The following is a 25714-nucleotide window of genomic DNA, read 5'->3' on the forward strand; positions in this document are numbered from 1 at the left end:
AGAACAGATGACACAGCAGCAGAGTCCGATCCGATCGCTCGGCTACATGCGGATCGACGCGACCGACATGGACGCGTGGCGTGAGTACGGACTGAAAGTCCTCGGCATGGTGGAGGGCTCCGGTGCGACGCCCGATGCCCTGTACCTGCGCATGGACGATCACCCGGCCCGCCTGGTGATCGTCCCGTCCGATCGCGACCACCTCGCGTGCTCGGGGTGGGAGTGCGCGAACGCCGAAGCGCTGCAAGAAGTTCGAGATCGTCTTTCCGCCGCCGGTGTCGAGTTCCGAGAGGGCACGCGCGAGGAGCTCGCCGACCGCGCCGTCGTCGAACTGATCGTGTTCGCCGATCCCGACGGCAACGTCCTCGAAGCCTTCCACGGTGTCGCGCTGCAGCACCGACGGATCGTCAGCCCGTACGGGCACCGGTTCGTGACCGGGGAGCAGGGGTTGGGGCACGTCGTGCTCACCACCACCGACGACGCGAAGGCGCTCGCGTTCTACCGGGACGTCCTCGGCTTCCGCCTGCGTGACTCGATGCGACTCCCACCGCAGGTCGTCGGTCGTGAGGAGGGCGACGAGCCCGCCTGGCTGCGGTTCTTCGGCTGCAATCCGCGCCACCATTCGCTCGCATTCCTGCCGATCCCGAACAGCACCGGCATCGTCCACCTGATGGTCGAGGTGGAGAACTCCGATGACGTCGGCCTGGCCCACGACCGCGCACTCCGCCGGAAGGTCCCGATGTCGGCGACTCTCGGCCGCCACGTCAACGACCTGATGCTCTCCTTCTACATGAAGACGCCAGGTGGCTTCGACATCGAATACGGCTGCGAGGGAAGGCAAGTCGACGACGGCGAATGGATCGCCCGTGAGTCGACGGCGGTCAGCCTGTGGGGTCACGACTTCACCGTCGGAATGAAGGGCTGACCGCGATGGCGCCGCAGTCGCCGTACGGCACGGCCGAGTTCGACTCCCGCGCATTCCGGACGGCGATGGGCCAGTTCTGCACCGGCATCACCGTGATCACCTCGATCGACGGCGTCGGCGACCCCGTCGGCTTCGCCTGTCAGAGCTTCGCGGCGCTGTCGCTGGATCCGCCGCTGGTGATCTTCTGTCCAATGAAGACGTCACGGACCTGGCCGGTGATCGCCGAACGGGGCTCGTTCGTCGTCAACGTCCTGTCGAATCGTCAGCAGGCGGTCAGCGCGGTGTTCGGGGCGCCGGGACAGGACAAGTTCGCCTCCGTCGAGTGGGACCCGTCGCCCGCGGGAATGCCGGTGATCCGGAACAGCCTGACCTGGGTGGAATGCGGCGTCGAGACGGTGACCGACGGCGGCGACCACCACGTCGTCATCGGACGTGCGAACGTTCTCGGCGAGGTCTTGCAGGACAAGCCGCTACTGTTCTACCGAGGCGGATACCTCTCGACCGAGCATCCGCGCGTGACACCCGTTCAGGAGGAACTCGAGAACTTCCTCACCTGGAACGGAGGGGACACATGGCTGTGAACGAGCCGGTCACGAAGCCGTTCACCGATGCGATCGCCGAAGCCGAGGCGCTCGTCGCGTCCGCCCGGTTCGCCGAATCGGACGCCGACCGGGCCGAGGGTCTGGACTATCTGGCCGGCGGCATCTCGTCGATCCTGCAGCTGGCGCGCACGCACAGCAAGAGCCATCCGACGTTCGTCACCTCGACCGGACCGTACGCCAAGATGGGGCTGGACAACCCGGACACGATCTACTACCACGCAACCGTCGAACCCGATGCCACGTACATCGTGCGCGGAGTCCGCGGCAGCACGGCGGATCTGAGCTTCCAGGTGCTGCGCGGCGACTACACGCCGACGAACGTGCCCGGCGGCGACGACGCCTTCGACGACCGGCGCATCCCGATCGCGGACGACGGATCGTTCCAGATCACCTTCGGGCCCGCCGTTCCCGATCCCGCTCCCGGATACTTCGTCCTCGGCGAGGGATCGTCGATGCTTGCGGTGCGCGAGGTCTACTCCGACTGGGCGGTGCAGCGGCGCGGGTCGGTGACCATCGAGCGTGTCGACACCGTGGGGACCGCTCCCGACGACCTCACCGAGGCCAGAGCCGCGCGACGGTACGCGATCGCGGCGTCGATGCTCAAAGCGCGCATAAACACGTGGTTCAACTTTCCGAAGTGGTTCTACCTCGACGAGCCGGTCAACACGTTCACCGCGCCGCGGACGACGCCGGGCGGGCTGTCGACGCAGTACTCGTCGGTCGGTCACTTCGATCTGCCCGCGGGGAGGGCCATGGTGGTGACCGTCCCGCGATCGGATGCGCCGTACCAGGGTTTCCAACTCGGCAGCCTCTGGTACATCTCGCTCGACTACGTCAATCATCAGACGTCGCTGAACTCGACGCAGGCGCAGGTCGATCCCGACGGGATGATCCGCATGGTGATCTCCGACCGCGATCCCGGCGTCGCCAACTGGATCGAGACGACGGGGCGGCGGCGCGGCATCCTGCAGTTCCGGTGGCAGCGGGTCGACGGGCCGGTCGGTCTCGAACTGGGACCGAACTGCGTCGTCGTCGACGACGCGGACGTCCCCGATCACCTGCCGTTCCATGAGCAGAACCGCATCGACGCCGACGGCTGGGCCCAGCGGATAGCCGAGAGGCAACGCGCCTTCGCCTGGCGCATGCTCGGCTAGTCCGTGACGGAGACACCGCCTGGGCCCGCGGGCCGCCCTTCGCCGGCGGAGGGACCACAGCACTCTGATGAGACGACAGCACTCTGATGAAGGGACCACCCCATGACACTCCTCACCGACAAGGTCGTCGTCGTCTCCGGCGTGGGCCCCGGCCTCGGCCGGTCGCTCTGTCTGCGCGCGGCGGCCAACGGCGCGTCCGTCGTGCTCGGCGCTCGCACGGAGTCGAGATTGACCGAGGTCGCCGCGGAGGTGCGCGACCTCGGCGGCACCGCCCTCGTCGTCCCGACCGACATCACCGACGACACCGCCGTCGACAACCTCGTCGCTCGGACCGTCGACGAGTTCGGGCGGGCCGACGTCCTGATCAACAACGCGTTCGCGATGCCGTCGATGAAACCGTTGGGGCGCACCGACTTCGATCAGATCGAGGCGAGCCTTCAGCTGACCGTCCTCGGTACGCTTCGCGTCATCAAAGCGTTCACGCCATCGCTGACCGATTCGGCGGGAGCGATCGTCAACATCAACTCGATGGTCATTCGGCACTCCGAACCGCGGTACGGCAGCTACAAGCTGACCAAGTCGGCGCTGCTGGCGATGTCGCAGACCCTGGCCACCGAGCTCGGCGGCCAGGGCATCCGCATCAACAGCGTGGCACCCGGCTACATCTGGGACGACCAGCTCAAGTGGTACTTCGGTGAGATCGCCAAGAAGTACGAGATCACCCCCGAGCAGGTGTACGAGCAGACAGCGTCCAAGAGCGATCTGAAACGGCTGCCCGAACCGGACGAGATCGCCGACGCCGCGGTGTTCCTCGCATCCCCGATGGCCAAAGCGATCACCGGGCACACCCTCGATGTGAACTGCGGTGAATACCATGACTGAAGCACGCACCTCTGTCGGCACCGTCGACGATCTGCACGCCGCCGCGACGCGGGCCGTCGGCCTCGACGACTTCGGCGAACCCGACTATCTCGAGGGACTCGAGGTTCTGCTCACCTCGTATCGGGACGACGCCGGACTCACCGAGCTCGGCAGCAAGATGTTCCGCTACTTCCTCAAGGGCGCCCTGATCGCGCGGCTGCTCAGCGAGGCCGGGTGGAAGAGCAATCCGTCGTACGTCGACGTCGAGGTGGAGCGTCCGGTGTTCGTCACGGGCCTGCCGCGGACGGGTACGACGGCGTTGCATCGGCTGCTCGCCGCCGATCCGGCCCATCAGGGATTGCAGATGTGGCTGGCGGAGTTCCCGCAGCCGCGGCCGCCCCGTGACACCTGGACCGACAATCCGGTGTTCGCGCAGATCGAGGCGGGACTGAACCGGCACCACGTCGAGAACCCCGAGTTCATGGGGCTGCACTACATGAGTGCGGGCGAGGTGGAGGAGTGCTGGCAGTTGCTGCGGCAGTCGCTCATGTCGATCTCGTACGAGTCGCTCGCCTACCTGCCGACCTACTCGCAGTGGCTGCAGGCCCGGGACTGGGGACCGGCATATCATCGGCATCGCCGAAATCTGCAGCTCATCGGCCTGAACGACCCGGGCAAGCGATGGGTGCTCAAGAACCCGAGTCACCTCTTCGCGCTGGACGCTCTGATGGAGGCGTACCCGGACGCCGTGGTCGTGCAGACGCATCGTGCGCCGGAGACGATCATTCCGTCGATGTGCAGCCTTGCCGAGCATGCGACCGAAGGGCATTCGTCGGTGTTCACCGGGGCCACGATCGGCCGGACCCAGCTCGAACTCTGGTCGCGAGGTCTACGCGAGTTCTCCGCGGCCCGCGCGAAGTACGACCCGGCGCAGTTCGTCGATGTCCACTTCGACGAACTGCGCGCCGACCCGTTCGCCGCCGTCGGTCGCGTCTACGACGCCCTCGGCACCCCGATGTCCGACGAGGCAGGCGCCGCGATGGTCGCGCTCGACGAGGAGTCCAAGTCGGGCGATCGCAAGCCCGTCCACAAGTACTCGCTCGAGGATTACGGCCTGACCGTCGAACAGGTACGGGAGGCGTTCGCCTGACGCACCCGGGCGTTCAGACCTTGCCGTCACGCCGCGTCGGCGGTCTCGTGGACGGTTATGGTTCGGCGTGTGTGCGAGCGGATCGCCCGCCGCGCGCCGGGTCGGTTCGGGTCGGTCGGGGGTACGAACCACGGATGGCCGTCGTGCCCGATGAACACCTCCCATCCACCGTGATGGATCAGAGTGTGACAGCGGCGGCAGAGCAGGACTCCGTTGTCGATGCCGGTTTCGCCGCCCTCGGACCAGGGAGTCACGTGGTGGACATCGCACCAGGCGGCGGGTCGGCCGCATCCTGGTCGGGCGCAGCACCGGTCGGTAACTCGGCGTCGTCGATGCCGGTGCGCGACAGTCGGTCGAGCCGGACGGCCAGGCGGAGGCCGGGGCCTTCGGTGTCGGCGAGTTCGTCGGTGGTGGGCGGGGCGAGTTCGTCGACGATGCGGTCGGCGAACTCGGTGATCAGAGCAGCAAACATGACTTTCGCCTTCCTGGAAGGGATGACGCGATGAGGTGCCGTGAAATCGTCGCGGCAGACAGCAGAGACAAACGCGTGGTGACCGCATTCGGTCGTGGACCGTAGCGCTCCGGGGCACTCCCCGAGGCGGGCGCCGCCGCAATACCCTTCACCGCAGTTCGACTCACCCGAATCGCTTACCGCGAAGTCGCCTGTGTGCGGCGCGCTATGCGGTTGTCAAGGAACGTATATGTCATAGATTATACGCACATATGTTCGAATAGACCAAGAGTTCGACGAAGGTTCTTTCGGGACGGCTCAGCCCTCCGTGGTCCCGTGCTGTGGTGAACCGCTCGGCTATTCTCCGTTCATACGATCGGAGACCGAATGGTGGAGCCGAACTGGCCGAAACGCCTTGAATTAATATTTCGGTTGACCGAACTTTCTAATAACGTCTAACCTCAAAACATGTTGAGGAAGGGTCGGACAGGGGTGTATGCGCGGACGGGCGCGTTGCTCGGTCCAGCGTTCGTCGCGGCGATCGCCTATGTGGACCCGGGGAACGTCGCGGCCAACATCACGGCCGGCGCCAAGTACGGCTATCTGTTGGTGTGGGTGCTGGTGCTGGCCAATGCGATCGCCGTGATGGTGCAGTATCAGTCCGCGAAGCTCGGCATCGTCACCGGCCGAACACTGCCGCAGACTCTGGGCGACAGGCTCCCGCAGAAGTCGCGCCTCGCCTACTGGGCGCAGGCCGAACTCGTCGCCGGTGCCACCGACATCGCCGAGGTGATCGGCGGCGCCGTGGCCTTGTACCTGCTGTTCGGGCTTCCGCTGCCCGTCGGCGGTCTGATCGTCGGTGTGGTCGCGATCGTTCTGCTGACCACCGCGAACAGGCGCCGGCAACGGCAGTTCGAGACCATCATCGTCGGACTGCTCGCGATCATCGTCGTCGGATTCCTCGCCGGCCTCGTGGTGAGCCCGCCCGATGCCGGCGGCGTGCTCGGTGGCCTGGTGCCGCGGCTCGACGGCTCAGAGACGGTCCTGTTGGCCGCGTCGATGCTCGGTGCGACGGTGATGCCGCACGCCATCTACCTGCACTCCTCGCTGGTCATCGATCGGCATGGCGAGCCGACTACTCGTCAGCGCACGCGCAAGCTGCTGTCGATCACCAAGGTCGACGTGTGGATCGCGCTCGCGCTGGCCGGTGTCGTCAATATCGCGTTGCTGGTTCTCGCGGCCACCAGCCTCTACGGACGGGAGGGAACCGACAGCATCGAGGGTGCGCACGCCGCGGTTCGTGACGCGCTCGGGCCAGTGGTCGCCGGCGCGTTCGCCGTCGGACTGCTCGCCTCGGGCATCGCGTCGACGTCGGTGGGTTCGTACGCCGGCGGTGCGATCATGGCGGGCATGCTGCGCAAGCAGCTCCCGATGATCGTTCGCCGGTCCGTCACCCTGGTTCCTGCGATCATCATCCTCGCGGCGGGCCTCGACCCGACGACGGCGCTCATCGTCTCCCAGGTCGTCTTGAGCTTCGGCATTCCCTTCGCCATCATCCCCCTGCGTCGATACACCTCGAACAAGGCGATGATGGGCGACTTCGTCGACGGTCCGTGGCTGCGGTGGGCGTCGGCCGCCGCGGTGGTCGCCGTCGTCGTGCTCAATGCGGCGCTCATCGTGCTGACCGTGAACGGCAGCGGATAGCCACCGCTAACGACGGTGCATGGGCGTGGCGCGCGTCGGCGGTCCGTCCGTGCGTGGAGGTGTCGACCTACAACGACACCGCCGCGAGCGCGGTGCTCGGCCGGCCGAACAGTTGCGCGTCGGCCTGTGCGCGTTTGAAGTAGAGGCCGATGTCGTGCTCCCAGGTGATGCCGATGCCGCCGTGCAGCTGGATCGCTTCACCGGTGACGCGCATGTACTCCTCGGAGCACTGCACGTGAGCGATGGCGGCGAGTTCGGCGGCGTCGTCGCGGCCGGAGACGACGGCATCGATCGCGGCCGCCGACATCGAGCGCATCGCTTCGACGGACACGTACATGTCGGCCATACGGTGCTTGAGTGCCTGGAACGAGCCGAGGGCGCGGCCGAACTGCTTGCGGGCCTGCGTGTATTCGACCGTGAGTGCGAGGGCGCGAGCCGCACCGCCGACCTGCTCGGCCGAGAGCATCGTCCATGCGAGGGTTCGTATCCGATCGAGCAGGTCGGGCGGTGTCGGGATCGTGGTGCCGGCGACCTCGTCGAATGTGACCCGAGCCAACGCGCGCGTCGGATCGAGCAGCGGCAGCGGGGTGATCGTGACGCCGGGTGCGTCCGCGGCCACCTCGTGGAGGGTGGTCGGCCCGCCGTCGTCGGTTCCCGCGACGACGAGCAGAACATCGGCGGTCTCGCCGTCGATGACGTAGTCGGCGGTCCCGGATAGCAGCCCCGCGTTCGCGGACACCCCGGGGCGGTCCCACCCGGCCGGATCCGCCCAGCAGAGCGCGCCGATCGACTCACCGGAGGCGAGGGCGGGGAGCAGGCGCGCGGCGGTGTCGGAGTCGCCCGAGGCCAGTACGGTGCCGACGGTAAGTACGGCGGATGAGAAGACCGGCGCGGGCGACAGGGTCGCACCGAGCTCTTCGAGGGCGAGAGCCGTCTCCGCCCAGGTGGCCCCCGCGCCGTCGAACTCTTCGGGAACGGCCAGTGCGGCGACGCCGATCTCGTCGGTCAGCGTGTCCCACAGGCCGCGATCGATCCGCCCGGGTGAGGCCATGGCGGTGCGGACGGCCGCTGATCCGGATCGTCTGCGGAGGACGTCGCCGATCGCGTCGGCCAGCGCGGCGCGTTCCTCGGCGCCGGGAGCGGAGTGAGCGGGCCGGATGTCGTCGGCGCCGGGAGCGGAGTGAGCGGGCCGGATGTCGTCGGCGCCGGGAGCGGAGTGAGCGGGCCGGATGTCGTCGGCGCCGGGAGCGGAGTGAGCGGGCCGGGTGTCGTCGGCGCCGGGAGCGGAGGTCACAGTGTCTCCAGGATCGCGGCCCGGTGATGGGCGGGGGTGCCCCACGCGGTGAGCAGCGCGCGGGTCTTGGTCAGGTACAGGGAGAAGTCGTGTTCGGCGGTGTACCCGATGGCGCCGAGGACCTGCAGGCCGCGACGGGACGCCAGATAGGCGGCATCGCCTGCGGCGACTCTGGCTGCGGATACGTCGCGGGAGACGTCGGTACCGTCGGGGGCCTGGCCGTCGAGTCCGACGGCGGCGCCGTGCACGAGCGGTCGAGCCATCTCCAGGGCGATCGCGACGTCGGCGAGGTGATGTTTGACGGCCTGGAACGATCCGATCGCGCGATGAAACTGGGTGCGGGTCTTGGCGTATTCGGCGGACAGGTCGAGCATCGCCGATCCCAGACCGAGCAACTGGGCCGCGGTGGCCAGCGCCCCGAGGTCGCCGGCACGGTCGGTGGTGCCTTCGACGGTGTCGCCCCCGGTGATCTCGGCGACCTTGCGCGTCGGGTCGACGGTGTCCAGGAGTTCGCCGGTCGTCGCCGCGTGCACGCCGTCGTCGGTGATCAGTAGGGGCACTGCGATGTCGGGGTTCGCCGCCCGCGGGTGCAGCGGGGGCATCGCGCACGTCGTCGGTGTCCCGGCGAGGAGGCCATCGAGGGCGGGCCCGGCGCCGAGGATCCCGGGCGCGACGGCGAAGGTCTCGGCGACGGGGCCGGGCAGGCAGGCGCGGCCGAGGCGTTCGACGGCCACGACCGTCTCCACCGCGCCCGCGCCGCTGCCGCCGAGTTCGTCGGGGACCAGCAGACCGGTGATCCCGGCCTCGGCGAGCTTGCGGTACGCGGCGAGCGCGGGAGCGTGGTCGCTTTTGTCGGCCCAGTCGCGGGCCAGGTCGATGCCGCCCGCGCGGTCGACGATGCCGTCGACGGTCGCCGCGAGATCGGTGTGGAAGTCGGCGAGGAGGAAGTCCATGGTCTATCGGTCCCCTCGGGGTAGGCCGAGCAGGCGCTCGGCGATGACGTTGCGTTGAATCTCGTTGGTGCCGGCGTAGATCGGCCCGGACAGGGAGAACAGGTAGCCGTCGGTCCAGCCGGTGTCGAGTTCGGCGTCGGCGCCCAGCAGGTCCAGTGCGGTCTCGTGCGCGGCGATGTCCCACTGCGACCAGAACACCTTGTTGATCGACGACTCCATGCCGAGTTGTCCGCCTGCCGCCAATCGGCTGACGGTCTGATACGTCGACAACTCGTAAGCACGCGATCCGATCCATGCATCGGCGACGGCTTCGTCGCTGGTGGGGACCGTGTCGCGGCGCGACTTCCAGAGCGTGATCAGCCGGTCGGTCGCGGCCAGGAATCGACCCGGGGAGCGCAGCGACAGTCCGCGTTCGTTCGCGGCGGTACTCATCGCGACCTTCCACCCGTTGTTCACCGCGCCGATCACCCCGGAGTTCCCCGGATCGGCGGGGTCGTCGGGCACGAACACGTCCTCGAGGAACAGTTCGGCGAAGCCCGGCTCGCCGTCGAGTTGGGCGATCGGACGCACCGTCACACCGGGCGCGCGCAGATCGAACATGAAGTACGTGATCCCGCGATGACGGTCGGCGGCGGGGTCGGTCCGGAACAACCCGAAGCCCATATCGGCGAAACTCGACCGCGAACTCCACGTCTTCTGCCCGTTGAGCAGCCAGCCGCCGTCGGTGCGGGTGGCCGTCGACCGGAGTGAGGCCAGGTCGGAGCCCGCCTCGGGCTCGCTCCACGCCTGACCCCAGATGTCGTCGGCGCGCGCCATCCGCGGCATGATCCGCGCCAACTGGTCGGGATGGGCGTGTTCGAACAGAGTGGGAGCGAGCAGGAAGATCCCGTTCTGGCTCACCCGACCCGGGGCGCCGGACCGGTAGTACTCCTCCTCGAAGATCACCCAGTGCAACAGGCTCGCGTCGCGGCCGCCGAACTCCGCGGGCCAGCTGACCACCGACATTCGCGCGTCAGCCATCGTCGCCTCCCAGGCACGGTGGGCCTCGAAACCTTCGGCGGTGTCCATCGACGGCAGCGGCTGGTCGGGGACGTTGGCCGCGAGCCATTCGCGGACCTCGATGCGGAACGCCTGGGCGGCGTCGTCGAACAACAGGTCCATCAGACGGTGCCCTTCTCGGCCGCGTTCTTCATCGACTTGGCGTCCATCCCGCCGAGCGAGTCGCCGGAGTCTGCGTCGTTCGCCGCGTGCGCGTAGTGATGCCACCCGAACACCGAGTCCATGGCGGTGCGCATGCCCATCTGGTCCTCGCAGATGTTGACGGCCTTCTTGCTCAGGAACAGGCCCTGCATCGGCATCTGCGCCATCTGCTCGCAGATCGCATCGACCTTGCCGTCGAGGTCCGCGCGCGGCACGACGTGGTTGACCATGCCCCAGTCCAGGGCCTGCGCCGCGGTGAACCGTTGCCCGGTGAACAGGATCTCCTTCGCACGACGAGCCCCCAGGACGTATGCGTGGGCGAAGTACTCGACGCCCGGGATGCCCATGCGCGCCACCGGATCGGAGAAGAACGCATCATCGGAGGCGACGATGAAGTCCGCCGACCACGCCAGCATCAGCCCGCCCGCGATGCACGCGCCGTGTACCTGCGCGATCACCGGCTTCGGGATCTCGCGCCACCGACGGCACATGCCCATGTACACCTCGATCTCGCGTGCCAGACGCTGGTTGCTGTCCAACGGCTGCCCGTCGCCGCGGGTGTGGTCCCAGTGCAGTGTCGCCGTGTTCGGGTAGTAGGTGTCGAAATCGCGCTCGGGTGTGCCGATGTCGTGCCCGGCCGAGAAGTGCTTGCCGTTCGCGCGCAGCACGATCGTCTTGACGTCGCCGTCGTCGACGGCCCGCCGGAACGCCGCATCCAGTGAGTACGTCATCACCGAGTTCTGGGCGTTGCGGTAGTCGGGGCGATTCAACGTCACGTAGGCGACGGAGTTCGCGGGCCCGCCGACCTCGTAGGAGACCGGAGAGGTGTCCGGTCCGAGATCGTCGGGGCCCAGTGCGGGAGGGATCGCGGCATCACTCATACCGTCGACTGTAACCGAGCAAGTGCTTGGTTGGTAGTCGGATGGGTGGGATGTCCGGCCTAGGTGGGCTTCGTTCGCGTCGATAAGGGCCGCATCCGCGCGCTCGCGCCCCGTCCGACGGGCGCGGACCGCTGCGAAAGGTTCGACTCGATCCGCCTTCTAGAGGGTTTCCGTCAATCGCGGAGCGCTGTCACGTCGCCGTGATCATGATCGAGCGGGAGGACGAGCCGGTGCGGCCGCCAGGTCTGCTTCCGGTCATTCCACGGTCGGAACACCAGCCACGACACGGTGAACAGGATGAATCGGAGCGGCAAGTCGATGCGCATGGTCTTCAGCGACTTCGCATCCCCGCGGGCCTTGGCGGTTCTGATGCCGCCGAACAGATAGTGCCAGTTCGCGATCGGCGACTTCTGCTGCGTTCGGCACGAGGTCGACACTTGTTGCTGTGGCGTGTACCAGATGCGGAGACCCTTCTCCTTCAGCGCCATGGAGATGTCGAAGTCCTCCCACACGTCGGGACGGCGCGTCAGCGTATCGCGGATCTGCAACCACGCCGACTTGCGGATCGCGTGGTTCGGGCCGACGAGCGTCGGAGCCTCCTGTGCCTCGGCGACGCCCTGGGTGACCTTCTCGATGATCTTGAACGGCGGTCCGTCGTACAGCGACACCGAGCCCGTCGATGCGCTGAACGGTCGGCCGGCCTCGCTGTCGAAGAAGTCGACGATCGTTTCGGCCCACCGCTCATCGACGAGCGTGTCGGCGTCGGTGCGCGCGATGATGTCCGACGTCGCCGCGTCGTATCCGGCCGCGCGAGCCGCATAGCAGCCCGGTTCCGACTCGGAGATCAATCGCACGGTGGGGTGTTCGGCAGCGATCTCGGCGACTCGAGTCGATGAATCGTCCGTGGAGTTGTTGTCGACCACGATGATCTCGTCGATCGGCCGACTCTGTCGGAGGAGTGCGTGGAGTGTGTCGGCTATGCGGTCGTGCTCGTTGTACATCGGTACGACGACGGAAACGGATGCCATAAGGTTGAAACCTTTGAGGTGGAGATCGGCTGGACAATGCTGAGCCCTCGCTCGGGAGCGGCGGGACCATCGCGAATGCTACTGCCCGCACTGAGCAGAGTAAGTGGTACTTCGGGTTTCGGATCGGCGTGACGCCTCGCTCGGGATCGGCGGCGGCCTCTGCCTGCTCGCGGTGGCTCGAACGTCTCACCCGGCGACTCGCGACAGCGTCGCCGTGCAGTGGTCGTCGTCGACGAACGCGTCGAGCCGCACCTCGACGTCGACGCGGTGCGCGTCGAGTACGCCCTGCATCAGACCTCGATGCACCGAGCACGTCACGGCGGGGTTCTCTCGGGCGGTCTCCAGGAACGGGCACCGTCGCAGACGGATCTCACCGACCGGCCGAATCTCGGGGTCGAAGCCGAGATCGGCGAGGACACGCGTCAGATCGGCCTCCGTCTCGACGTCGCAACGGGCCCGCCCGGCGCCGATCCGCCGACCGGCCGCGGCGGCCAGCTCGGGTCCGCCAGGCGCCGCGTCGAGAGCCGCGACCAGTGCGTGGGAGAGCATCTCGTATTCGCGCGGGCCCGCCGGATCCATGCCCGACCGCGCCCGATACCGCACGCTCGGGCGGCCGGGTCCGGCGGCGACGTCGGTGTGCGCGTCCGCGAGCGAATCATCGGTCAGCGCTCGGAGATGGAAGCGGATCGTCGTCGCGGGCAGGTCGAGCGTCGCGGTGAGATCGGCGACGGTGACCGGTTCGGACGCCTCCCGCAGGGCGGCCAGGACCATGGCTCGCGTGGTCACGGCTGCGCCTGCGGCTCGAGAGAGGTCACCAGGGGCGCGTCCGAACCGGTCGGTCCGAGTTTTGCGGCTCCGCCCGGTGAGCCGAGCGGAGCCTCGCGTCCGGGCAGGACCTCGGTGAAGAACTCGGCGTTGTCGGTGATGTACGGCTCCCATTCATCGGGGACGTCGTCCTCGTAGAAGATCGCCTCCACCGGGCACACGGGCTCGCAGGCGCCGCAGTCGACGCATTCGTCGGGATGGATGTACAGGCTGCGGCCACCCTCGTAGATGCAGTCGACGGGGCATTCCTCCACGCACGCACGATCCATCACGTCGACGCAGGGGAGTGCGATCACGTATGTCATGGTCGTGGTGCCTGCGGCGCGAGCGGTTCGATCGTCAGTGTCGGTTCGCGGTGCGTGTGCACCGTCAGATAGCTCAGTCCGTCCGGACCCGCGGTGAACGAGCGCCGCGAACGACGCGGCAGCCACAGCAGGTCGCCCGCGCTCACCTCGACGTCGTCGGCCTCCGTGCCGAGAGTCCCTGATCCGGCGACGACGTGCACCAGCACGTCGACCTCGCCGCCGGCGTGCGCGGCGATCGCGCCGCCTGCGGCCAGTCGGATCAGATTGGAGTCGAGGTGCCGATCGGACGAGGTGAGCTTCCACGCGACGTCGGCGGCGTCGACGGGCCGCTCGGTGAGTTCGGCCGTGTTGCCGAGTCGGCGCGGCGGGGTGGCCGCCGTGGTCTTGCCGATGCGGATCCGGTAGTCCCGCTTCTCGCGGACCAGGTAGTCCCACGAGTAGCCGCCCGCCCGGTCGGCCTCGAACTCGTCGTGCAGGTGCCGCGGGTCGTGATCGTTCACCAGAACGAGCGCGTCACCGACGTCGAGGCCGTCGAAGATCGCGAAGATCTTCGGGTGACGCTGCGGTTTCGGGATCTCGCGGACGTCGAGAGTGATGTCGGGCATCGGGCGCCTCCTGGGTTATTACAATGTCTTCTTGTAAAAATACTCTCGACGGCGACGCACGTCGACGGCCGCCGGTCGATCCGGGCCGGATTCGCCCGGGGTCCGCGACGAGAGGACCGTCGTCGGCCACAATGGTCCTCGACCGTCCGACCCCGTCCAGGAGGCTGTCCTGCCGTGATCTCCGAACTCGAAGCCGAATCGGTGCACATATTCCGCGAGGTCGCGGCGACCTTCGAGCATCCGGTGATGCTGTTCTCCGGTGGTAAGGACTCGGTGGTCATGTTCCACATCGCGCGCAAGGCGTTCTGGCCCGCGCCGGTGCCGTTCCCGTTGATGCACGTCGACACCGGGCACAACTTCGACGAGGTCATCGAGTTCCGGGACCGGCTCGTCGAGCAGACCGACGCGCGGCTCGTCGTGAGCAGCGTGCAGGACGACATCGACGCCGGCCGCGTCGTGGAACAGACCGGGCCGGGCACATCGCGCAACCGGTTGCAGACCGCCGCGCTGCTGCGCGGGATCAGAGAGGGCGGGTTCGATGCGGTGTTCGGCGGTGCCCGCCGGGACGAGGAGAAGGCCCGTGCGAAAGAACGAGTGTTCAGCTTCCGCGACGCGTTCGGAGCATGGGATCCCCGCAACCAGCGGCCCGAACTGTGGAACCTGTACAACGGTCGGCATGCGCGCGGTGAGCACATCCGGGTGTTCCCGATCAGCAACTGGACCGAGCACGACATCTGGGAGTACATCGCGGCCGAAGACATCGAACTCCCGTCCATCTACTACGCGCATGAGCGGGCCGTCGTGCCGCGCGACGGAATGCTGTTGGCCGACACCAGATTCCTGGAGAAGTATCCGGGGGAGAGTGCGCACGTGGAGCGGGTGCGGTTTCGCACCGTCGGCGATGCGACGTGCACCGGCTGCGTCGAGAGCGACGCCGACACCCCGGCGAAGGTGATCGCCGAAGTCGCCGCGACACGCGTCACCGAGCGCGGCGCGACACGTGCCGACGACCGCATCTCCGAAGCAGGCATGGAAGACCGTAAGAAGGAGGGCTACTTCTGATGAGCGCCCCCACGATAACCGAGAACACGCGTACCGATCTGCTCCGCATCGCCACCGCGGGCAGCGTCGACGACGGGAAGTCGACCCTCATCGGTCGACTGCTGTACGACTCGAAGTCGATCTTCACCGATCAACTGGAAGCGATCGAACGGACCAGCGCCCAGCGGGGCGACTCCACGGCCGACCTCGCCCTGCTCACCGACGGCCTGCGCGCCGAACGCGAGCAGGGCATCACGATCGACGTCGCCTACCGCTACTTCTCGACGCCGGAACGCAAGTTCATCATCGCCGACTCACCGGGTCACGTGCAGTACACGCGCAACATGGTGACCGGAGCGTCGACCGCCGACCTCGCGATCATCCTCGTCGACGCGCGCAAGGGGGTGCTCGAGCAGACTCGGCGGCACGCGTTCCTGTCGTCCCTGTTGGGCATCCCGCATCTGACGGTGTGCGTCAACAAGATGGATCTCGTCGACTACTCGCAGGACCGCTACGACGAGATCGTCGACGAGTTCACCGCGTTCGCCGCCAAACTCAACGTGAGCGACGTGTCGTTCATCCCGATCTCGGCACTGCGCGGCGACAACGTCGTCGAGCGTTCCGAGCCGATGGACTGGTACTCCGGTCGCTCGCTTCTCGGGCACCTCGAAGCCGTGCACATCGCCTCCGACAAGAATCTGATCGACGCGCGGTTCCCCGTGCAGTACGTGATCCGGCCGCAGCGCGGCGACGGTCTCGACCATCGCGCGTTCGCCGGGACGGTCGCGGGCGGCGGTCTCACAGTGGGGGACAAGGTCGTCGCTCTTCCCGGCGGATTCGGCACCGAGGTCACCCGGATCTGGGGGCCGGGTGGAACCGAGCTGGCCGAGGCGTCGGCGGGGCAGGCGGTCTCGATCTCGTTGGCCGATGAGATCGACATCGTGCGCGGCGACATGATCGTGCGGCCCGGCAACCGCCCGCATGTGGGCCGCGATCTGGACGCGATGGTGTGCTGGTTCTCCGAGAGCCGCAGCGTATCGGTGGGTGACACCTTCCTCATGCTGTGCGGCACCCGTGAGACGCGCGTGTCGGTCAGCGGCCTGAACTATCGGCTCGACGTCAACACGCTGCACCGCGACGCCGACGCCGACGAGTTGGAACTCAACGAGATCGGCCGCCTCACGCTGCACGCGCAGCGGCCGATGATGTTCGACGAGTACCGCCGCAACCGGGCCACCGGCAGCTTCATCCTGATCGACGAGGCCACGAACGCCACCGTCGGCGCGGGGATGATCGGTGCTCCGGTCGCGCACGACTCCAATGTGGTGTGGCAGGAGACCAAGGTGACGCGCGAGCACCGCGCCTACCGGGGTGCGACGATCTGGCTGACCGGGCTGTCCGGGTCCGGAAAGTCGACCATCGCCACCGAGTTGGAACGCCGTCTCGTCGCCGAGGGACGCCCGGCGTACATGCTCGACGGCGACAATCTGCGACACGGCCTCAACGCCGACCTGGGGTTCAGCGACGACGACCGCCGCGAGAACATTCGACGCACCGCCGAGGTCGCGGCCCTGTTCGCCGACTCGGGTGCGGTGTCGTTGGTGTCGCTGATCAGCCCGTTCGCCGCCGAACGGCAGCGTGCGCGGGAGATTCACGAGGCGCGGGGACTGACGTTCGTCGAGATCTTCGTCGACACCCCGCTCGACGACTGCGAGTCCCGCGACCCGAAGGGCTTGTACGCGAAGGCCCGCGCCGGTCAGATCGCCCAGTTCACCGGCATCGACTCCCCGTACGAGCGGCCGATCACGCCGGAGATCGTGATCCGCCCGTCCGACGGTCCGCCCGCCGAGATCGCCGAACTGATCATCGCGCGGCTGGGGATGTGAGCAAGTCGGGACACCGCCCTCCACAGCGGTGCCGCCGAACGATCGACTGCGGACAGCGCAAGAGAAGCGACCGCGGAGGTCGGGCAGGCGTCGATCACCGTAGACCCACCGTGCACCTCGCCAACGCCGTCCGGATGTCGTCGCCGGTCAACGACATGAGGTCGGCGTCGGTGAGCGCATCGGGGTCGGTGCTCGAGGCGAGACGGTGCTCACGCTCCTCCTCGGCCGCCTCGATCACGTTGCGCACGTGCCGACCGTTGCCCGCGACGTCGATGCCGGAACGGCCGCCGACACGGGTCGAGCACAGCCGCTCGAACGAGGACTCGAGCAGATCGGCGGCGTCGGCGGTCAGTCGTCCGTCGCGTGCGCGTGTCATCGACTCGGCGATCTGAACCAGTTCGCTCGGCGAATACGATCCGAAGCCGATCCGCCGGGCGAACCGAGAGGCCAGCCCCTCGTTCGCGGCGAGCAGACGATCGATCTCGTCGTCGTAGCCGGCGATCACCACGACGAGACGGTCCCTGTCGTTCTCCATCCGGGCGAGGAGGGTGTCCAGGGCTTCCCGCCCGAACGCGTCGCCGCCGGAGAGCCCCTCCTGAACCAGCGTGTACGCCTCGTCGATGAAGAGCACCCCGCCGAGCGCACGGTCGATCACCGCCGACGTCTTCGGTGCCGTCGACCCGAGATGTTCGCCCACGAGATCGCGACGGCTCACCTCGACGACGGTGTCGGACTCGAGCAGGCCGAGACCGCGATACATGCGGGCGACGATCCGTGCGACCGTGGTCTTACCGGTGCCGGGCGGTCCGGTGAACGCCAGGTGCAGACTGCGTGCTGAAGTCCGAAGGCCTTTCGCCGCGCGGAGATTCGCGAGGAGAACGGACGAGCGGAGCCGCTCCACCTGATCTTTCACCGCAGTCAGCCCGATCTGCGCGGCCAGCTCGGCGTCCGCTCCCACCAGGACCTCCGCCCGATCGTCGTCGACCGGATCGGGCGCCTGCCGGTCGTCGAGCACCAGTCGGTACGCCGGGTCGGCGAGCGCGCGGGCGGCATCGGCCAACAGCGGGTCGAGCGCATACGCCTCCTGGAAGCAGCCTCGGGCCCGCTCCTCGTCGCCCGTCGTTCGCAGCGCCATTCCGATCGCGAACACGGCTGCCGCGCGCGCGTTGTCCAGGCCGCCGTCGCGCACGGATTCGAGCAGCCGGATCCCCTCGTCGAACATCGCGAGCTGAATGCACGCCGTGCCCGCCACGTAGTCCGCGGCGGTGGACAGGACCGGATCGGACCAGCCGGTCCGCCCGTTCAGCTCGGACAGCGCCGCCCGCCAGTCGCCGGATCGCAGGGCCCACACGCCGCGGCAGTACGCGATCACCGGTTCGTCCCGGTCGAGGGTGTCCAGCACTCGGCGTGCGCCGTCGAGATCGCCGCCGTCGATCAACGACGACGCGTACGCGGCAGCCGCCCGATCGGCCGTCGTGATCGGATAGTCGACGAACAGGCCGATCGGCGCGAGCCCGGCGAGCGCGCCGCGCGGCAACCCGATCCGACGCTGCTGCACCCCGATGCTCGCATGGGCCCGATGCAGGCCGAGGAGAGCGGGTCCCGACCGGTCACCGGCGGCGAGACGGCCGAGCCAGGCGTCGCCCATCGCCGGATCGATCTCGCTCGCCCGGGTGAAGGCGGCGAGCGCGCGATCCCGGTCGGGCGGATCGTCGCAGACGAGATAGCCGAGTGCGGCCAGACCCGCGTCGAAGAACGCTCGCGCATCGCCGACCGCCGTGGACTGCCTCGTGCTTGTCATCTGGTCCCCCCGAACCTCGACACAGTGCAAGCGACTCTAACCCTCGGATCGGTCCGATATCGGCGTTTGCGTCGTATCCGTCCGATATCGATCGCGTCAGAACTCGATGCGCAGCCTGTCCGACGTCGGACGCGCCTGGCAACCCAGGATGTAGCCGTCGTCGATGTCCTCGGGATCGAGTGCTCCGGTCACCGCCATGTCGACGGTGCCCTCGACGAGCGTGCACGCGCACGAACCGCACTCGCCCTCCTGACAGGAGTACGGCGCGTCGAGTCCGGCGGCCAGCATGATGTCGATGAGCGTGCGCGAGCGCGGCCACGACATCTCGTGCACTTGGCCGTCGAGCTCCACTTCCACCTGGGCGGAGGCGGACGCCTCCTCGTCGGAGACCTCCTCGAGCTCGACGTCCTCGAACGGATCACCCGACAGGGAGTTGTAGATCTCGGTGTGCACGTTGTGATGGTCGAACTTGGCCTTGGTCAGGCCCGCGTGCACGGCGTCCATGAACGGGCCGGGGCCGCAGATGTACGCGGTGTGCGTCCGCGACATCGGAGCGAACAGCGTCGCCAGCTTCTTCTCGCCGGGCAGCCCCTGCACAGTCTCGAGCCAGTGGATCACGGTGAGGCGGTTCGGATGCCGGTCCTGCAGTTCGCGCAGCTCGGCGGCGAAGATCACGTCGTTCTCGCTGCGGTTCGCGTAGAAGAACGTCACCGGACCGGTACCGTCGGCCAGCGCCGTCTTGAGGATGGACATGACTGGTGTGACGCCCGATCCCGCCGCGATCAGCAGCATCGGAGCGTGGATGTTCGACGGGGTGAAGACCCCCGACGGCGGAAGCGCCTCTATCCGGGAGCCGGCCGCGAGGTTGTCGCAGATCCAATTCGATCCGTATCCGTCCGGCGTCCGCTTCACGGTGACCTTCGGCCGATCGTCGTGGCGAGCGGCCGACGACAGCGAGTAGCACCGAGCGACCGACCCCGTCCGATCGCTCGGGATCCGCAGTGTCAGGAACTGTCCGGGCAGGTAGTCGGCGAATCTGTCGCCGTGCTCCTCGGGGATGTCGAAGACGATGCTGCGCGCATCGGTGGTCTCCTCGATCACCTCGGCGACGGTGAGGATCGCGCTGCGCGTGCTGTGCGGGGTCAGATCGGTCATGCGGTCGCTCTCTGTGGAAAAAATTAGAACGTGTTCTATTTTCAGACTATCACCGGTCGAGTGCGCCGACACCGTCGATCAGCGTCTCCGATCCTGCCCGAAGCAGCTCGGTCAGATCCGAGGCGGGGTCGGCGAGCCATTGGTCGTAGGCGGACAGTGCGACGCCGAGAGTCATCCAGGCGACCGTCTGGGGCAAGTGCCCGTCGGCGGGCAGCGACAGGCGGGCCGCGCAGTGCTCGGCGATCACCTGTCGCCAGTCGGCGTACATGATCATCGAGTGCGCCTGCAGGGCGGGGACGCGCAGGAGTAGCGACATGCGACGACGGTGCTGTTCGACGACGTCGTCGGGGACTTCGTTGAAGTCGATGAGGGCCTGTCGCAGGCTCTCGCCCAACGGGACCTCGGTCGGGATCTCGGCCAGGAGCGCGCGGAGTCCGTCGAGATGGTCGGCGAACTCGCCCCAGGCGAGTGAGTTCTTCGACGGGTAGTAGCGGAACAGGGTTCGTCGGGCGATTCCCGCCGCGGACGCGATGTCGTCGATGGACGTCTCGTCGAACCCGTGCGTGGCGAACAGGTCGACGGCGACGTCGGACAGCCGGCCTCGGGTGGTCGCCGCCGGGCGCCCGCCGAGCGGTCCGGACCGCTTCGCTGTCATCTCGGAACTCCTTCGCACACGGTGTCGTTGCTGGTCACGATGGTACTTGCCGGTTGGTTTCGCACACCCCTTGCGATTATGCACTCGGTGCCATTACTGTGTGTCTCGAACCACAAATATCTACATCAGGAGGTTGGTTCACATGGCCGAGCAGGCAGCCCAGACTCACGACGAACTCGTCGCCGAGTCGCTGGTGGAGGAAGTGTCCATCGACGGGATGTGCGGCGTCTACTGATGACGACTGCAACGACCCTCGCTTCCGGCGACCGCAGTGCGGTCGCCGGGGGCGAGCCCGCCCCGCTCACCCAGCCCGTCTTCGATCCGGCCGCGGCCTGGACGCTCAACCCGAAGGTCGCGCTCCGCCCCGAGCCGTTCGGTGCACTGCTGTACCACTTCGGAACGCGCAAACTCTCGTTCCTCAAGAACCTGACCGTCGTCGGCATCGTCCGCGACCTCGGCGAGCAGCCCAGCGCCGATGCGGCCCTGGCCGCAGCAGACGTCGCCGACGCCGCCCGACCCCTGTACCTGCAGGCGCTCACCGCGCTCTGCGAGTCGGGGATGATCATCCCGCAGACCAAGGAGTGAACCCGTGACCACCGTGGAATCCCCGGTCATGCCCTCGATGACCCCGCCGCTCGACCTGCAGCCGCCTGCGCAGCAGACTCCGAAGGTCGGTCGCCTCGTCGATCAGTTCGAGAAGGGCCTCGACGCCCCGATCTGTCTGACCTGGGAGCTGACCTACGCGTGCAACCTGTCGTGCGTGCACTGCCTCTCGAGTTCGGGCAAGCGTGATCCCCGTGAACTGAGCACCGAGCAGTGCAAGGCGATCATCGACGAACTGCAGCGCATGCAGGTGTTCTACGTGAACATCGGCGGCGGCGAGCCGACCGTTCGTCCGGACTTCTGGGAACTCGTCGACTACGCGACCAGCCACCAGGTGGGTGTCAAGTTCTCCACGAACGGTCTGCGCATCACCCCGGAGGTCGCCGAGCGACTGGCCGCCTCCGACTACGTCGACGTGCAGATCTCGCTCGACGGCGCGACCGCCGAGGTCAACGACAACGTTCGCGGTCCCGGTTCCTTCGACATGGCCGTCCGTGCCCTGGAGAACCTGTCGAACGCGGGTTTCAAGGATGCGAAGATCAGCGTCGTCATGACCCGGGAGAACGTCGCACAGCTGGACGAGTTCAAGGCGCTCGCCGACAAGTACGGGGCGACACTGCGCATCACCCGCCTGCGTCCGTCCGGTCGCGGCGCCGACGTCTGGGACGACCTGCATCCGCTGCCCGAGCAGCAGCGTGAACTGTACGACTGGCTCGTCGCCCACGGCGACAACGTCCTGACCGGCGACTCGTTCTTCCACCTGGCGGCGTTCAGTGAGTCCGGCGGCAGCGGCCTGCCCGGCCTCAACCTGTGCGGTGCGGGTCGTGTGGTCTGCCTGATCGATCCGATCGGCGACGTCTACGCCTGCCCGTTCGCGATCCACGAGAACTTCCTCGCGGGCAACATCACCACCGACGGCGGTTTCCAGGAGATCTGGCAGCGCAGCGATCTGTTCACCGAACTCCGCGAACCGCAGAACGCCGGTGCGTGCACCAAATGTCAGCACTTCGACGCCTGCCGCGGCGGCTGCATGGCGGCCAAGTTCTTCACCGGACTTCCGCTCGACGGTCCCGACCCCGAGTGTGTCCAGGGCTTCGGTGAGGAACTCCTCGCGGGCGACCGGTCCAAGCCGACCGCCAACAAGGACCATTCCCGCGGTGTTCCGCTGACCCTCATGACTCGTCCTCCTTCGCGGGACTGCGACGAGAATCCGCTCGCCGGATTCGCGCCGACCACCGCGAGCGGCTGCTCGTCCACCAACTGCTGCTGACCCTCGAGCCCCCAACCGCTGATCGAGCGGAGTCGAGATCACCTCCGACTCCGCTCGACCGGCGCGTCTAGAACCGAGAAAGAACCCCATGTCTAAACTCTCCGAACTCGCCGAGAAGAACCCGTGGCGTCGCAACCCGTGGTTCGAGACCGTCGGCGAAGCGCAGAAGCGCGCACGCAAGCGTCTGCCGAAGACCGTCTACTCGTCGCTCGTCGCCGGTACCCAGGCCGGAATCACGCTGAACGACAACATGAACGCCTTCGGTGAGCTCGGCTTCGCCCCGCACGTCATCGGCGCCACGCCCGAGCGCAAGCTCGACACTCGCGTGATGGGTGTCGACCTGCCGTTCCCGGTGATGATCTCGCCCACCGGTGTGCAGGCCGTCAACCCCGACGGCGAGGTCGCCGTCGCCCGTGCGGCGGCCAACCGCGGAACCGCGATGGGCCTGTCGAGCTTCGCGTCCAAGCCCGTCGAAGAGGTCGCCGCGGTCAACGACAAGACCTTCTTCCAGATCTACTGGCTCGGCAGCCGCGAGGACATCCTGGCTCGCGCGCAGCGGGCCAAGGAGGCCGGGGCCAAGGGGCTGATCGTCACCACCGACTGGGTGTTCAACGTCGGGCGTGACTGGGGCAGCCCGGAGATTCCGGAGCAGGTCGATCTGCGCGCCGTCGCGAAGCTGGCGCCGGAGATGATCACCAAGCCCAAGTACGCGCTGAGCTGGTTCCGCGACGGCAAGCTCCTCGTCCCGGATCTGAGCGCGCCGAACATCGCGCACCGCGGTCAGCCCGGGCCGACGTTCTTCGACGTCTACGGCCAGTGGATGAACACTCCGCCGCCCACCTGGGAGGACCTGCAGTGGCTGCGCGAGCAGTGGGGCGGCGAGTTCATGGTCAAGGGCATCACTCGCATGGATGACGCCAAGCGGGCCCGCGACATCGGCGCCACCGCCATCTCGGTGTCGAATCACGGCGGCAACAACCTCGACGGCACCCCCGCGACGATCCGCGTGCTCGGACCGATCGCCGACGAGGTCGGCAACGATCTCGACGTGCTCCTCGACGGCGGCATCCGCCGTGGCAGCGACGTCGCCAAGGCGCTCGCCCTCGGTGCCAAGGCCGTCATGATCGGCCGTGCCTACCTGTGGGGTCTGGCGGCCAACGGCCAGGCGGGCGTGGAGAACGTCCTGGACCTCATGCGCATGGGTCTCGACTCGGCGATGATGGGCCTCGGCCGCAGCGACGTCGCCGATCTCTCGCGCGACGATCTCATCATTCCGGAGGGCTTCGAGCAGACCTTCGGCGCCTAGGGCCGTCTCAGCGGCCCGAGCGGCAGGCGCGGATCTCGCGACCGGCGTATGGATGAAACTAGAACGTGTTACAGTTTGATCATTCGCGGAGTTCGTTGAGGAAGGCGTGCGTTCATGGGGCAGTTCGACGGTCAGGTCGTGTACATCACCGGCATCGCGCGAGGTCAGGGGCGCAATCATGCGCTTCGGTTCGCGCAGGAGGGTGCCGCGGTCATCGGTATGGACATCGCCGACCGCGTCGCCGATCACACGACCTATCCGCCGGCGACCGCTGAAGATCTCGATGAGACCGTCCGCCTGGTGGAGCTTGCGGGCGGCAAGATACTGGCGCGTCGGGGCGACACCCGGGACCTCGCCTTCCAGCAGCAGCTCGTGGCCGACGGCGTGGAGCAGTTCGGGCGGCTCGACCACGTCGTCGCCAACGCTGGAATCCTGTCGTGGGGGCTCGCCTGGGAGCAGACCGAGGATCAGTTCACCGACGTGATCGATGTGAACCTGGTGGGCACCTGGAAGACCCTCAAGGCCGCCATCCCCAGCATGATCCACGCGCGCAACGGCGGCAGCATCACCGTCGTCTCCTCGTGTGCGGGCCTCAAGGCGATGCCCGCGCAGTCCGGCTACTCCGCATCGAAGTTCGCACTGCGCGGGCTCACCCAGTCGGTCGCGAAAGAGCTGGGCGACAAGCGGATCCGGGTGAACTCGGTCCACCCGTACGCGGTCCACACACCGATGGGCCTGGAAGACACGTCGGCCTTCGCGGCCTTCGAGGCCTGGGGCCGCCACTTCCCGTCGATGATGGATCACTATCCGGTTGCCAGCGTCGACGACCTGTCGGACGCGGTGCTCTATCTCGCCGGCGCCAAAGCGGTCACCGGCGCCGAGTTCCAGATCGACATGGGATCGGCGAAGGTGTAGGGCCCGGGGGCCTCAGCCCTCGCGGATCGTCATCGATGCGAGTTCGTCGCCGTCGACGACGAAGACGAACTTCGACAGTCCGTTGGCGTGCGTGCTGCGCCAGTCGGCGATCACGGTGACCGTGTCGCCGTCGACCGATGCCTCGGTGACGGTCATGGTGCCGTTCGCGCCGATGAACTCCTTGTCGCTCCACGCCTTGATCTCGGCTCGACCGGTGAACACCCGTCCCCAGTCGTCGACGAATCCGGAGTCGGCGAAGGAGTCGAGGAAGCCCCGCTCGTCATGTGCGTTCACAGTGTCGATGAAGGCCGTCACCGTTGCGGGCGTCTGAATGGTCATGGTGATTCCTCTCGGTGTCAGCGGGTGGTGTAGCCGCCGTTGGCGAAGATCGTCTGGCCGGTGATCCACCAGCCCTCGGATGCGAGGAAGCGCACGATAGGTGCGATGTCCTCGATCTGCGTCAACTGGTTCCCCATGGCCTGCGACTTGTGGAACTCGACGCGTTCGGGGGTCTCCTGGCCGTAGAAGAACGGCGTGTCCATCGGTCCCGGAGCGACCGCGGTCACCGAGATCCCGCGAGGTGCGAACTCCTTCGCCGCGGCCCGGGTGAAGTGCTCCACCGGGCTCTTGCCTCCGGCGTACGTCGAGTAGCCGTCGGTGAACGCGGCGAGCAGTGCGGTGACGATCGTGATGACCTTGCCGCCGTCGTTCAGTGTCCGGCCCGCCTCCTTGATGAAGAAGTACGCCGACTTCGCGTTGACGTCGAACATCTCGTCGTACTCGGTCTCGCTGGTCTCGGCGATCGGCTTGCGGAGCACTTTTCCGACGGTGTTCACCGCGACGTCGAGTCCGCCCAGTGAGTCGCGCGCCTCGTCGAAGACACGGGCGACGGTGTCCGGATCGGTCAGATCACCGGTGAGCAGCACGCCGGTCCGGCCGGCCGCTCGGACGTCGGCCAGAGTCGTCTCCGCCTCGGCGCGCGACGACTCGCTGTTGTAGTGGATCGCGACGTCGGCGCCCGCGGCCGCCGCCTGTCGGCTGATCAGGCCGCCGAGATTCTTGCCGCCCCCGGCGATCAGCACCTTTCGGCCGTCGAGTGAATGTGTCGTCATGACGCCTCCCGTATATCGTTGATATGTACGAC

28 protein-coding genes are annotated in these 25714 nt (G+C 67.5%); 13 read left to right on the plus strand and 15 right to left on the minus strand.

What is annotated here, in order from left to right; genetic code table 11:
- The first annotated feature begins 7 nt into the window (after positions 1-7).
- The 5 genes from hsaC (at position 8) to BKA16_RS08845 (ending at position 4692) form a co-directional block, all read left to right on the plus strand.
- The gene (gene hsaC, locus BKA16_RS08825; RefSeq protein ID WP_183370304.1) at positions 8-925 is read left to right on the plus strand and encodes an iron-dependent extradiol dioxygenase HsaC; all 918 of its coding nucleotides are present in this window, start codon (positions 8-10) and stop codon (positions 923-925) included.
- A 5-nt stretch (positions 926-930) separates the two neighbouring features.
- On the plus strand, positions 931-1506 hold the full coding sequence (gene hsaB / locus BKA16_RS08830) for a 3-hydroxy-9,10-secoandrosta-1,3,5(10)-triene-9,17-dione monooxygenase reductase subunit (RefSeq protein WP_183370305.1): 576 nt from the start codon (positions 931-933) through the stop codon (positions 1504-1506).
- On the plus strand, positions 1497-2681 hold the full coding sequence (locus BKA16_RS08835) for a hypothetical protein (protein ID WP_183370306.1): 1185 nt from the start codon (positions 1497-1499) through the stop codon (positions 2679-2681). Before hsaB ends, BKA16_RS08835 begins: the two co-directional genes overlap by 10 nt.
- A gap of 102 nt (positions 2682-2783) precedes the next feature.
- Entirely contained in the window at positions 2784-3563 is a 780-nt protein-coding gene (locus BKA16_RS08840) for an SDR family oxidoreductase (RefSeq protein ID WP_183370307.1), read from the plus strand.
- Positions 3556-4692, plus strand: a complete 1137-nt coding sequence (locus BKA16_RS08845) for a sulfotransferase family protein (RefSeq protein WP_183370308.1) — start codon at positions 3556-3558, stop codon at positions 4690-4692. The genes BKA16_RS08840 and BKA16_RS08845 overlap by 8 nt, the downstream gene beginning before the upstream one ends.
- A gap of 26 nt (positions 4693-4718) precedes the next feature.
- Here BKA16_RS08845 and BKA16_RS23820 read toward each other — a convergent pair whose 3' ends face one another.
- Complete coding sequence (locus BKA16_RS23820) at positions 4719-4946, minus strand: HNH endonuclease (protein WP_343067336.1); 228 nt, start codon at positions 4944-4946, stop codon at positions 4719-4721.
- Positions 4943-5164: a hypothetical protein gene (locus BKA16_RS23825; protein WP_246372566.1), complete on the minus strand. Its 222-nt coding sequence runs from the start codon at positions 5162-5164 to the stop codon at positions 4943-4945. The genes BKA16_RS23820 and BKA16_RS23825 overlap by 4 nt, the downstream gene beginning before the upstream one ends.
- Before the next feature lie 447 nt (positions 5165-5611).
- Here BKA16_RS23825 and BKA16_RS08855 point away from each other — a divergent pair, with 447 nt between their 5' ends.
- Entirely contained in the window at positions 5612-6847 is a 1236-nt protein-coding gene (locus tag BKA16_RS08855) for an Nramp family divalent metal transporter (RefSeq protein WP_183370310.1), read from the plus strand.
- A gap of 67 nt (positions 6848-6914) precedes the next feature.
- On the opposite strand, the gene BKA16_RS08860 is transcribed toward BKA16_RS08855, so the two are convergent.
- The 8 genes from BKA16_RS08860 to BKA16_RS08895 all read right to left on the minus strand — a co-directional run bounded on the left by BKA16_RS08860 (position 6915) and on the right by BKA16_RS08895 (position 13938).
- Positions 6915-8006 (minus strand): acyl-CoA dehydrogenase family protein, encoded by a 1092-nt coding sequence (locus tag BKA16_RS08860; RefSeq protein WP_343067603.1) that lies wholly within the window; start codon positions 8004-8006, stop codon positions 6915-6917.
- 131 nt (positions 8007-8137) lie between these two features.
- On the minus strand, positions 8138-9094 hold the full coding sequence (locus tag BKA16_RS08865; protein ID WP_183370311.1) for an acyl-CoA dehydrogenase family protein: 957 nt from the start codon (positions 9092-9094) through the stop codon (positions 8138-8140).
- A 3-nt stretch (positions 9095-9097) separates the two neighbouring features.
- Positions 9098-10255 carry an acyl-CoA dehydrogenase family protein gene (locus BKA16_RS08870; protein ID WP_183370312.1) on the minus strand — a complete coding sequence of 386 codons (1158 nt, stop codon included), beginning with the start codon at positions 10253-10255 and terminating at the stop codon, positions 9098-9100.
- Entirely contained in the window at positions 10255-11175 is a 921-nt protein-coding gene (locus tag BKA16_RS08875) for an enoyl-CoA hydratase (protein ID WP_183370313.1), read from the minus strand. The genes BKA16_RS08870 and BKA16_RS08875 overlap by 1 nt, the downstream gene beginning before the upstream one ends.
- A gap of 173 nt (positions 11176-11348) precedes the next feature.
- On the minus strand, positions 11349-12203 hold the full coding sequence (locus tag BKA16_RS08880; protein WP_183370314.1) for a glycosyltransferase family 2 protein: 855 nt from the start codon (positions 12201-12203) through the stop codon (positions 11349-11351).
- 186 nt (positions 12204-12389) lie between these two features.
- The gene (locus BKA16_RS08885) at positions 12390-12989 is read right to left on the minus strand and encodes a helix-turn-helix transcriptional regulator (protein ID WP_343067337.1); all 600 of its coding nucleotides are present in this window, start codon (positions 12987-12989) and stop codon (positions 12390-12392) included.
- Positions 12986-13333: a ferredoxin gene (gene fdxA / locus BKA16_RS08890; RefSeq protein WP_183370315.1), complete on the minus strand. Its 348-nt coding sequence runs from the start codon at positions 13331-13333 to the stop codon at positions 12986-12988. Before fdxA ends, BKA16_RS08885 begins: the two co-directional genes overlap by 4 nt.
- Positions 13330-13938 carry a DUF2249 domain-containing protein gene (locus tag BKA16_RS08895; RefSeq protein WP_183370316.1) on the minus strand — a complete coding sequence of 203 codons (609 nt, stop codon included), beginning with the start codon at positions 13936-13938 and terminating at the stop codon, positions 13330-13332. The genes fdxA and BKA16_RS08895 overlap by 4 nt, the downstream gene beginning before the upstream one ends.
- Positions 13939-14112: 174 nt before the next feature.
- On the opposite strand from BKA16_RS08895, the gene cysD reads away from it, so the two are divergent.
- A complete protein-coding gene (gene cysD / locus BKA16_RS08900; protein WP_183370317.1) occupies positions 14113-15000 on the plus strand; it encodes a sulfate adenylyltransferase subunit CysD in 888 nt (295 codons plus the stop codon).
- Positions 15000-16865, plus strand: coding sequence for an adenylyl-sulfate kinase (gene cysC / locus BKA16_RS08905; RefSeq protein WP_183370318.1), 1866 nt, complete (start codon positions 15000-15002; stop codon positions 16863-16865). Before cysD ends, cysC begins: the two co-directional genes overlap by 1 nt.
- A gap of 94 nt (positions 16866-16959) precedes the next feature.
- Here cysC and BKA16_RS08910 read toward each other — a convergent pair whose 3' ends face one another.
- The 3 genes from BKA16_RS08910 to mftR all read right to left on the minus strand — a co-directional run bounded on the left by BKA16_RS08910 (position 16960) and on the right by mftR (position 20476).
- The gene (locus BKA16_RS08910) at positions 16960-18666 is read right to left on the minus strand and encodes an AAA family ATPase (RefSeq protein ID WP_183370319.1); all 1707 of its coding nucleotides are present in this window, start codon (positions 18664-18666) and stop codon (positions 16960-16962) included.
- A gap of 96 nt (positions 18667-18762) precedes the next feature.
- Complete coding sequence (locus BKA16_RS08915) at positions 18763-19821, minus strand: ferredoxin--NADP reductase (protein WP_183370320.1); 1059 nt, start codon at positions 19819-19821, stop codon at positions 18763-18765.
- Between the two features lie 49 nt (positions 19822-19870).
- Positions 19871-20476 carry a mycofactocin system transcriptional regulator gene (gene mftR / locus BKA16_RS08920; protein WP_183370321.1) on the minus strand — a complete coding sequence of 202 codons (606 nt, stop codon included), beginning with the start codon at positions 20474-20476 and terminating at the stop codon, positions 19871-19873.
- A gap of 142 nt (positions 20477-20618) precedes the next feature.
- Between mftR and mftA the strand changes: the two genes are divergently transcribed.
- The 5 genes from mftA (at position 20619) to BKA16_RS08945 (ending at position 24570) form a co-directional block, all read left to right on the plus strand.
- On the plus strand, positions 20619-20711 hold the full coding sequence (gene mftA, locus BKA16_RS08925) for a mycofactocin precursor MftA (RefSeq protein ID WP_132992091.1): 93 nt from the start codon (positions 20619-20621) through the stop codon (positions 20709-20711).
- Positions 20711-21061, plus strand: a complete 351-nt coding sequence (gene mftB / locus BKA16_RS08930) for a mycofactocin biosynthesis chaperone MftB (protein WP_183370322.1) — start codon at positions 20711-20713, stop codon at positions 21059-21061. Before mftA ends, mftB begins: the two co-directional genes overlap by 1 nt.
- Before the next feature lie 4 nt (positions 21062-21065).
- Complete coding sequence (mftC, locus tag BKA16_RS08935; protein ID WP_382426897.1) at positions 21066-22349, plus strand: mycofactocin radical SAM maturase; 1284 nt, start codon at positions 21066-21068, stop codon at positions 22347-22349.
- A gap of 88 nt (positions 22350-22437) precedes the next feature.
- A complete protein-coding gene (gene mftD, locus BKA16_RS08940; RefSeq protein WP_183370323.1) occupies positions 22438-23655 on the plus strand; it encodes a pre-mycofactocin synthase MftD in 1218 nt (405 codons plus the stop codon).
- A 114-nt stretch (positions 23656-23769) separates the two neighbouring features.
- Complete coding sequence (locus tag BKA16_RS08945) at positions 23770-24570, plus strand: mycofactocin-coupled SDR family oxidoreductase (RefSeq protein WP_183370324.1); 801 nt, start codon at positions 23770-23772, stop codon at positions 24568-24570.
- A 12-nt stretch (positions 24571-24582) separates the two neighbouring features.
- On the opposite strand, the gene BKA16_RS08950 is transcribed toward BKA16_RS08945, so the two are convergent.
- Positions 24583-24909 carry a nuclear transport factor 2 family protein gene (locus tag BKA16_RS08950; RefSeq protein ID WP_183370325.1) on the minus strand — a complete coding sequence of 109 codons (327 nt, stop codon included), beginning with the start codon at positions 24907-24909 and terminating at the stop codon, positions 24583-24585.
- A 17-nt stretch (positions 24910-24926) separates the two neighbouring features.
- Positions 24927-25682, minus strand: a complete 756-nt coding sequence (locus BKA16_RS08955) for an SDR family oxidoreductase (protein ID WP_183370326.1) — start codon at positions 25680-25682, stop codon at positions 24927-24929.
- Positions 25683-25714 lie beyond the last annotated feature (32 nt).

The organism is Gordonia humi (assembly GCF_014197435.1).
Lineage (GTDB): Bacteria > Actinomycetota > Actinomycetes > Mycobacteriales > Mycobacteriaceae > Gordonia > Gordonia humi.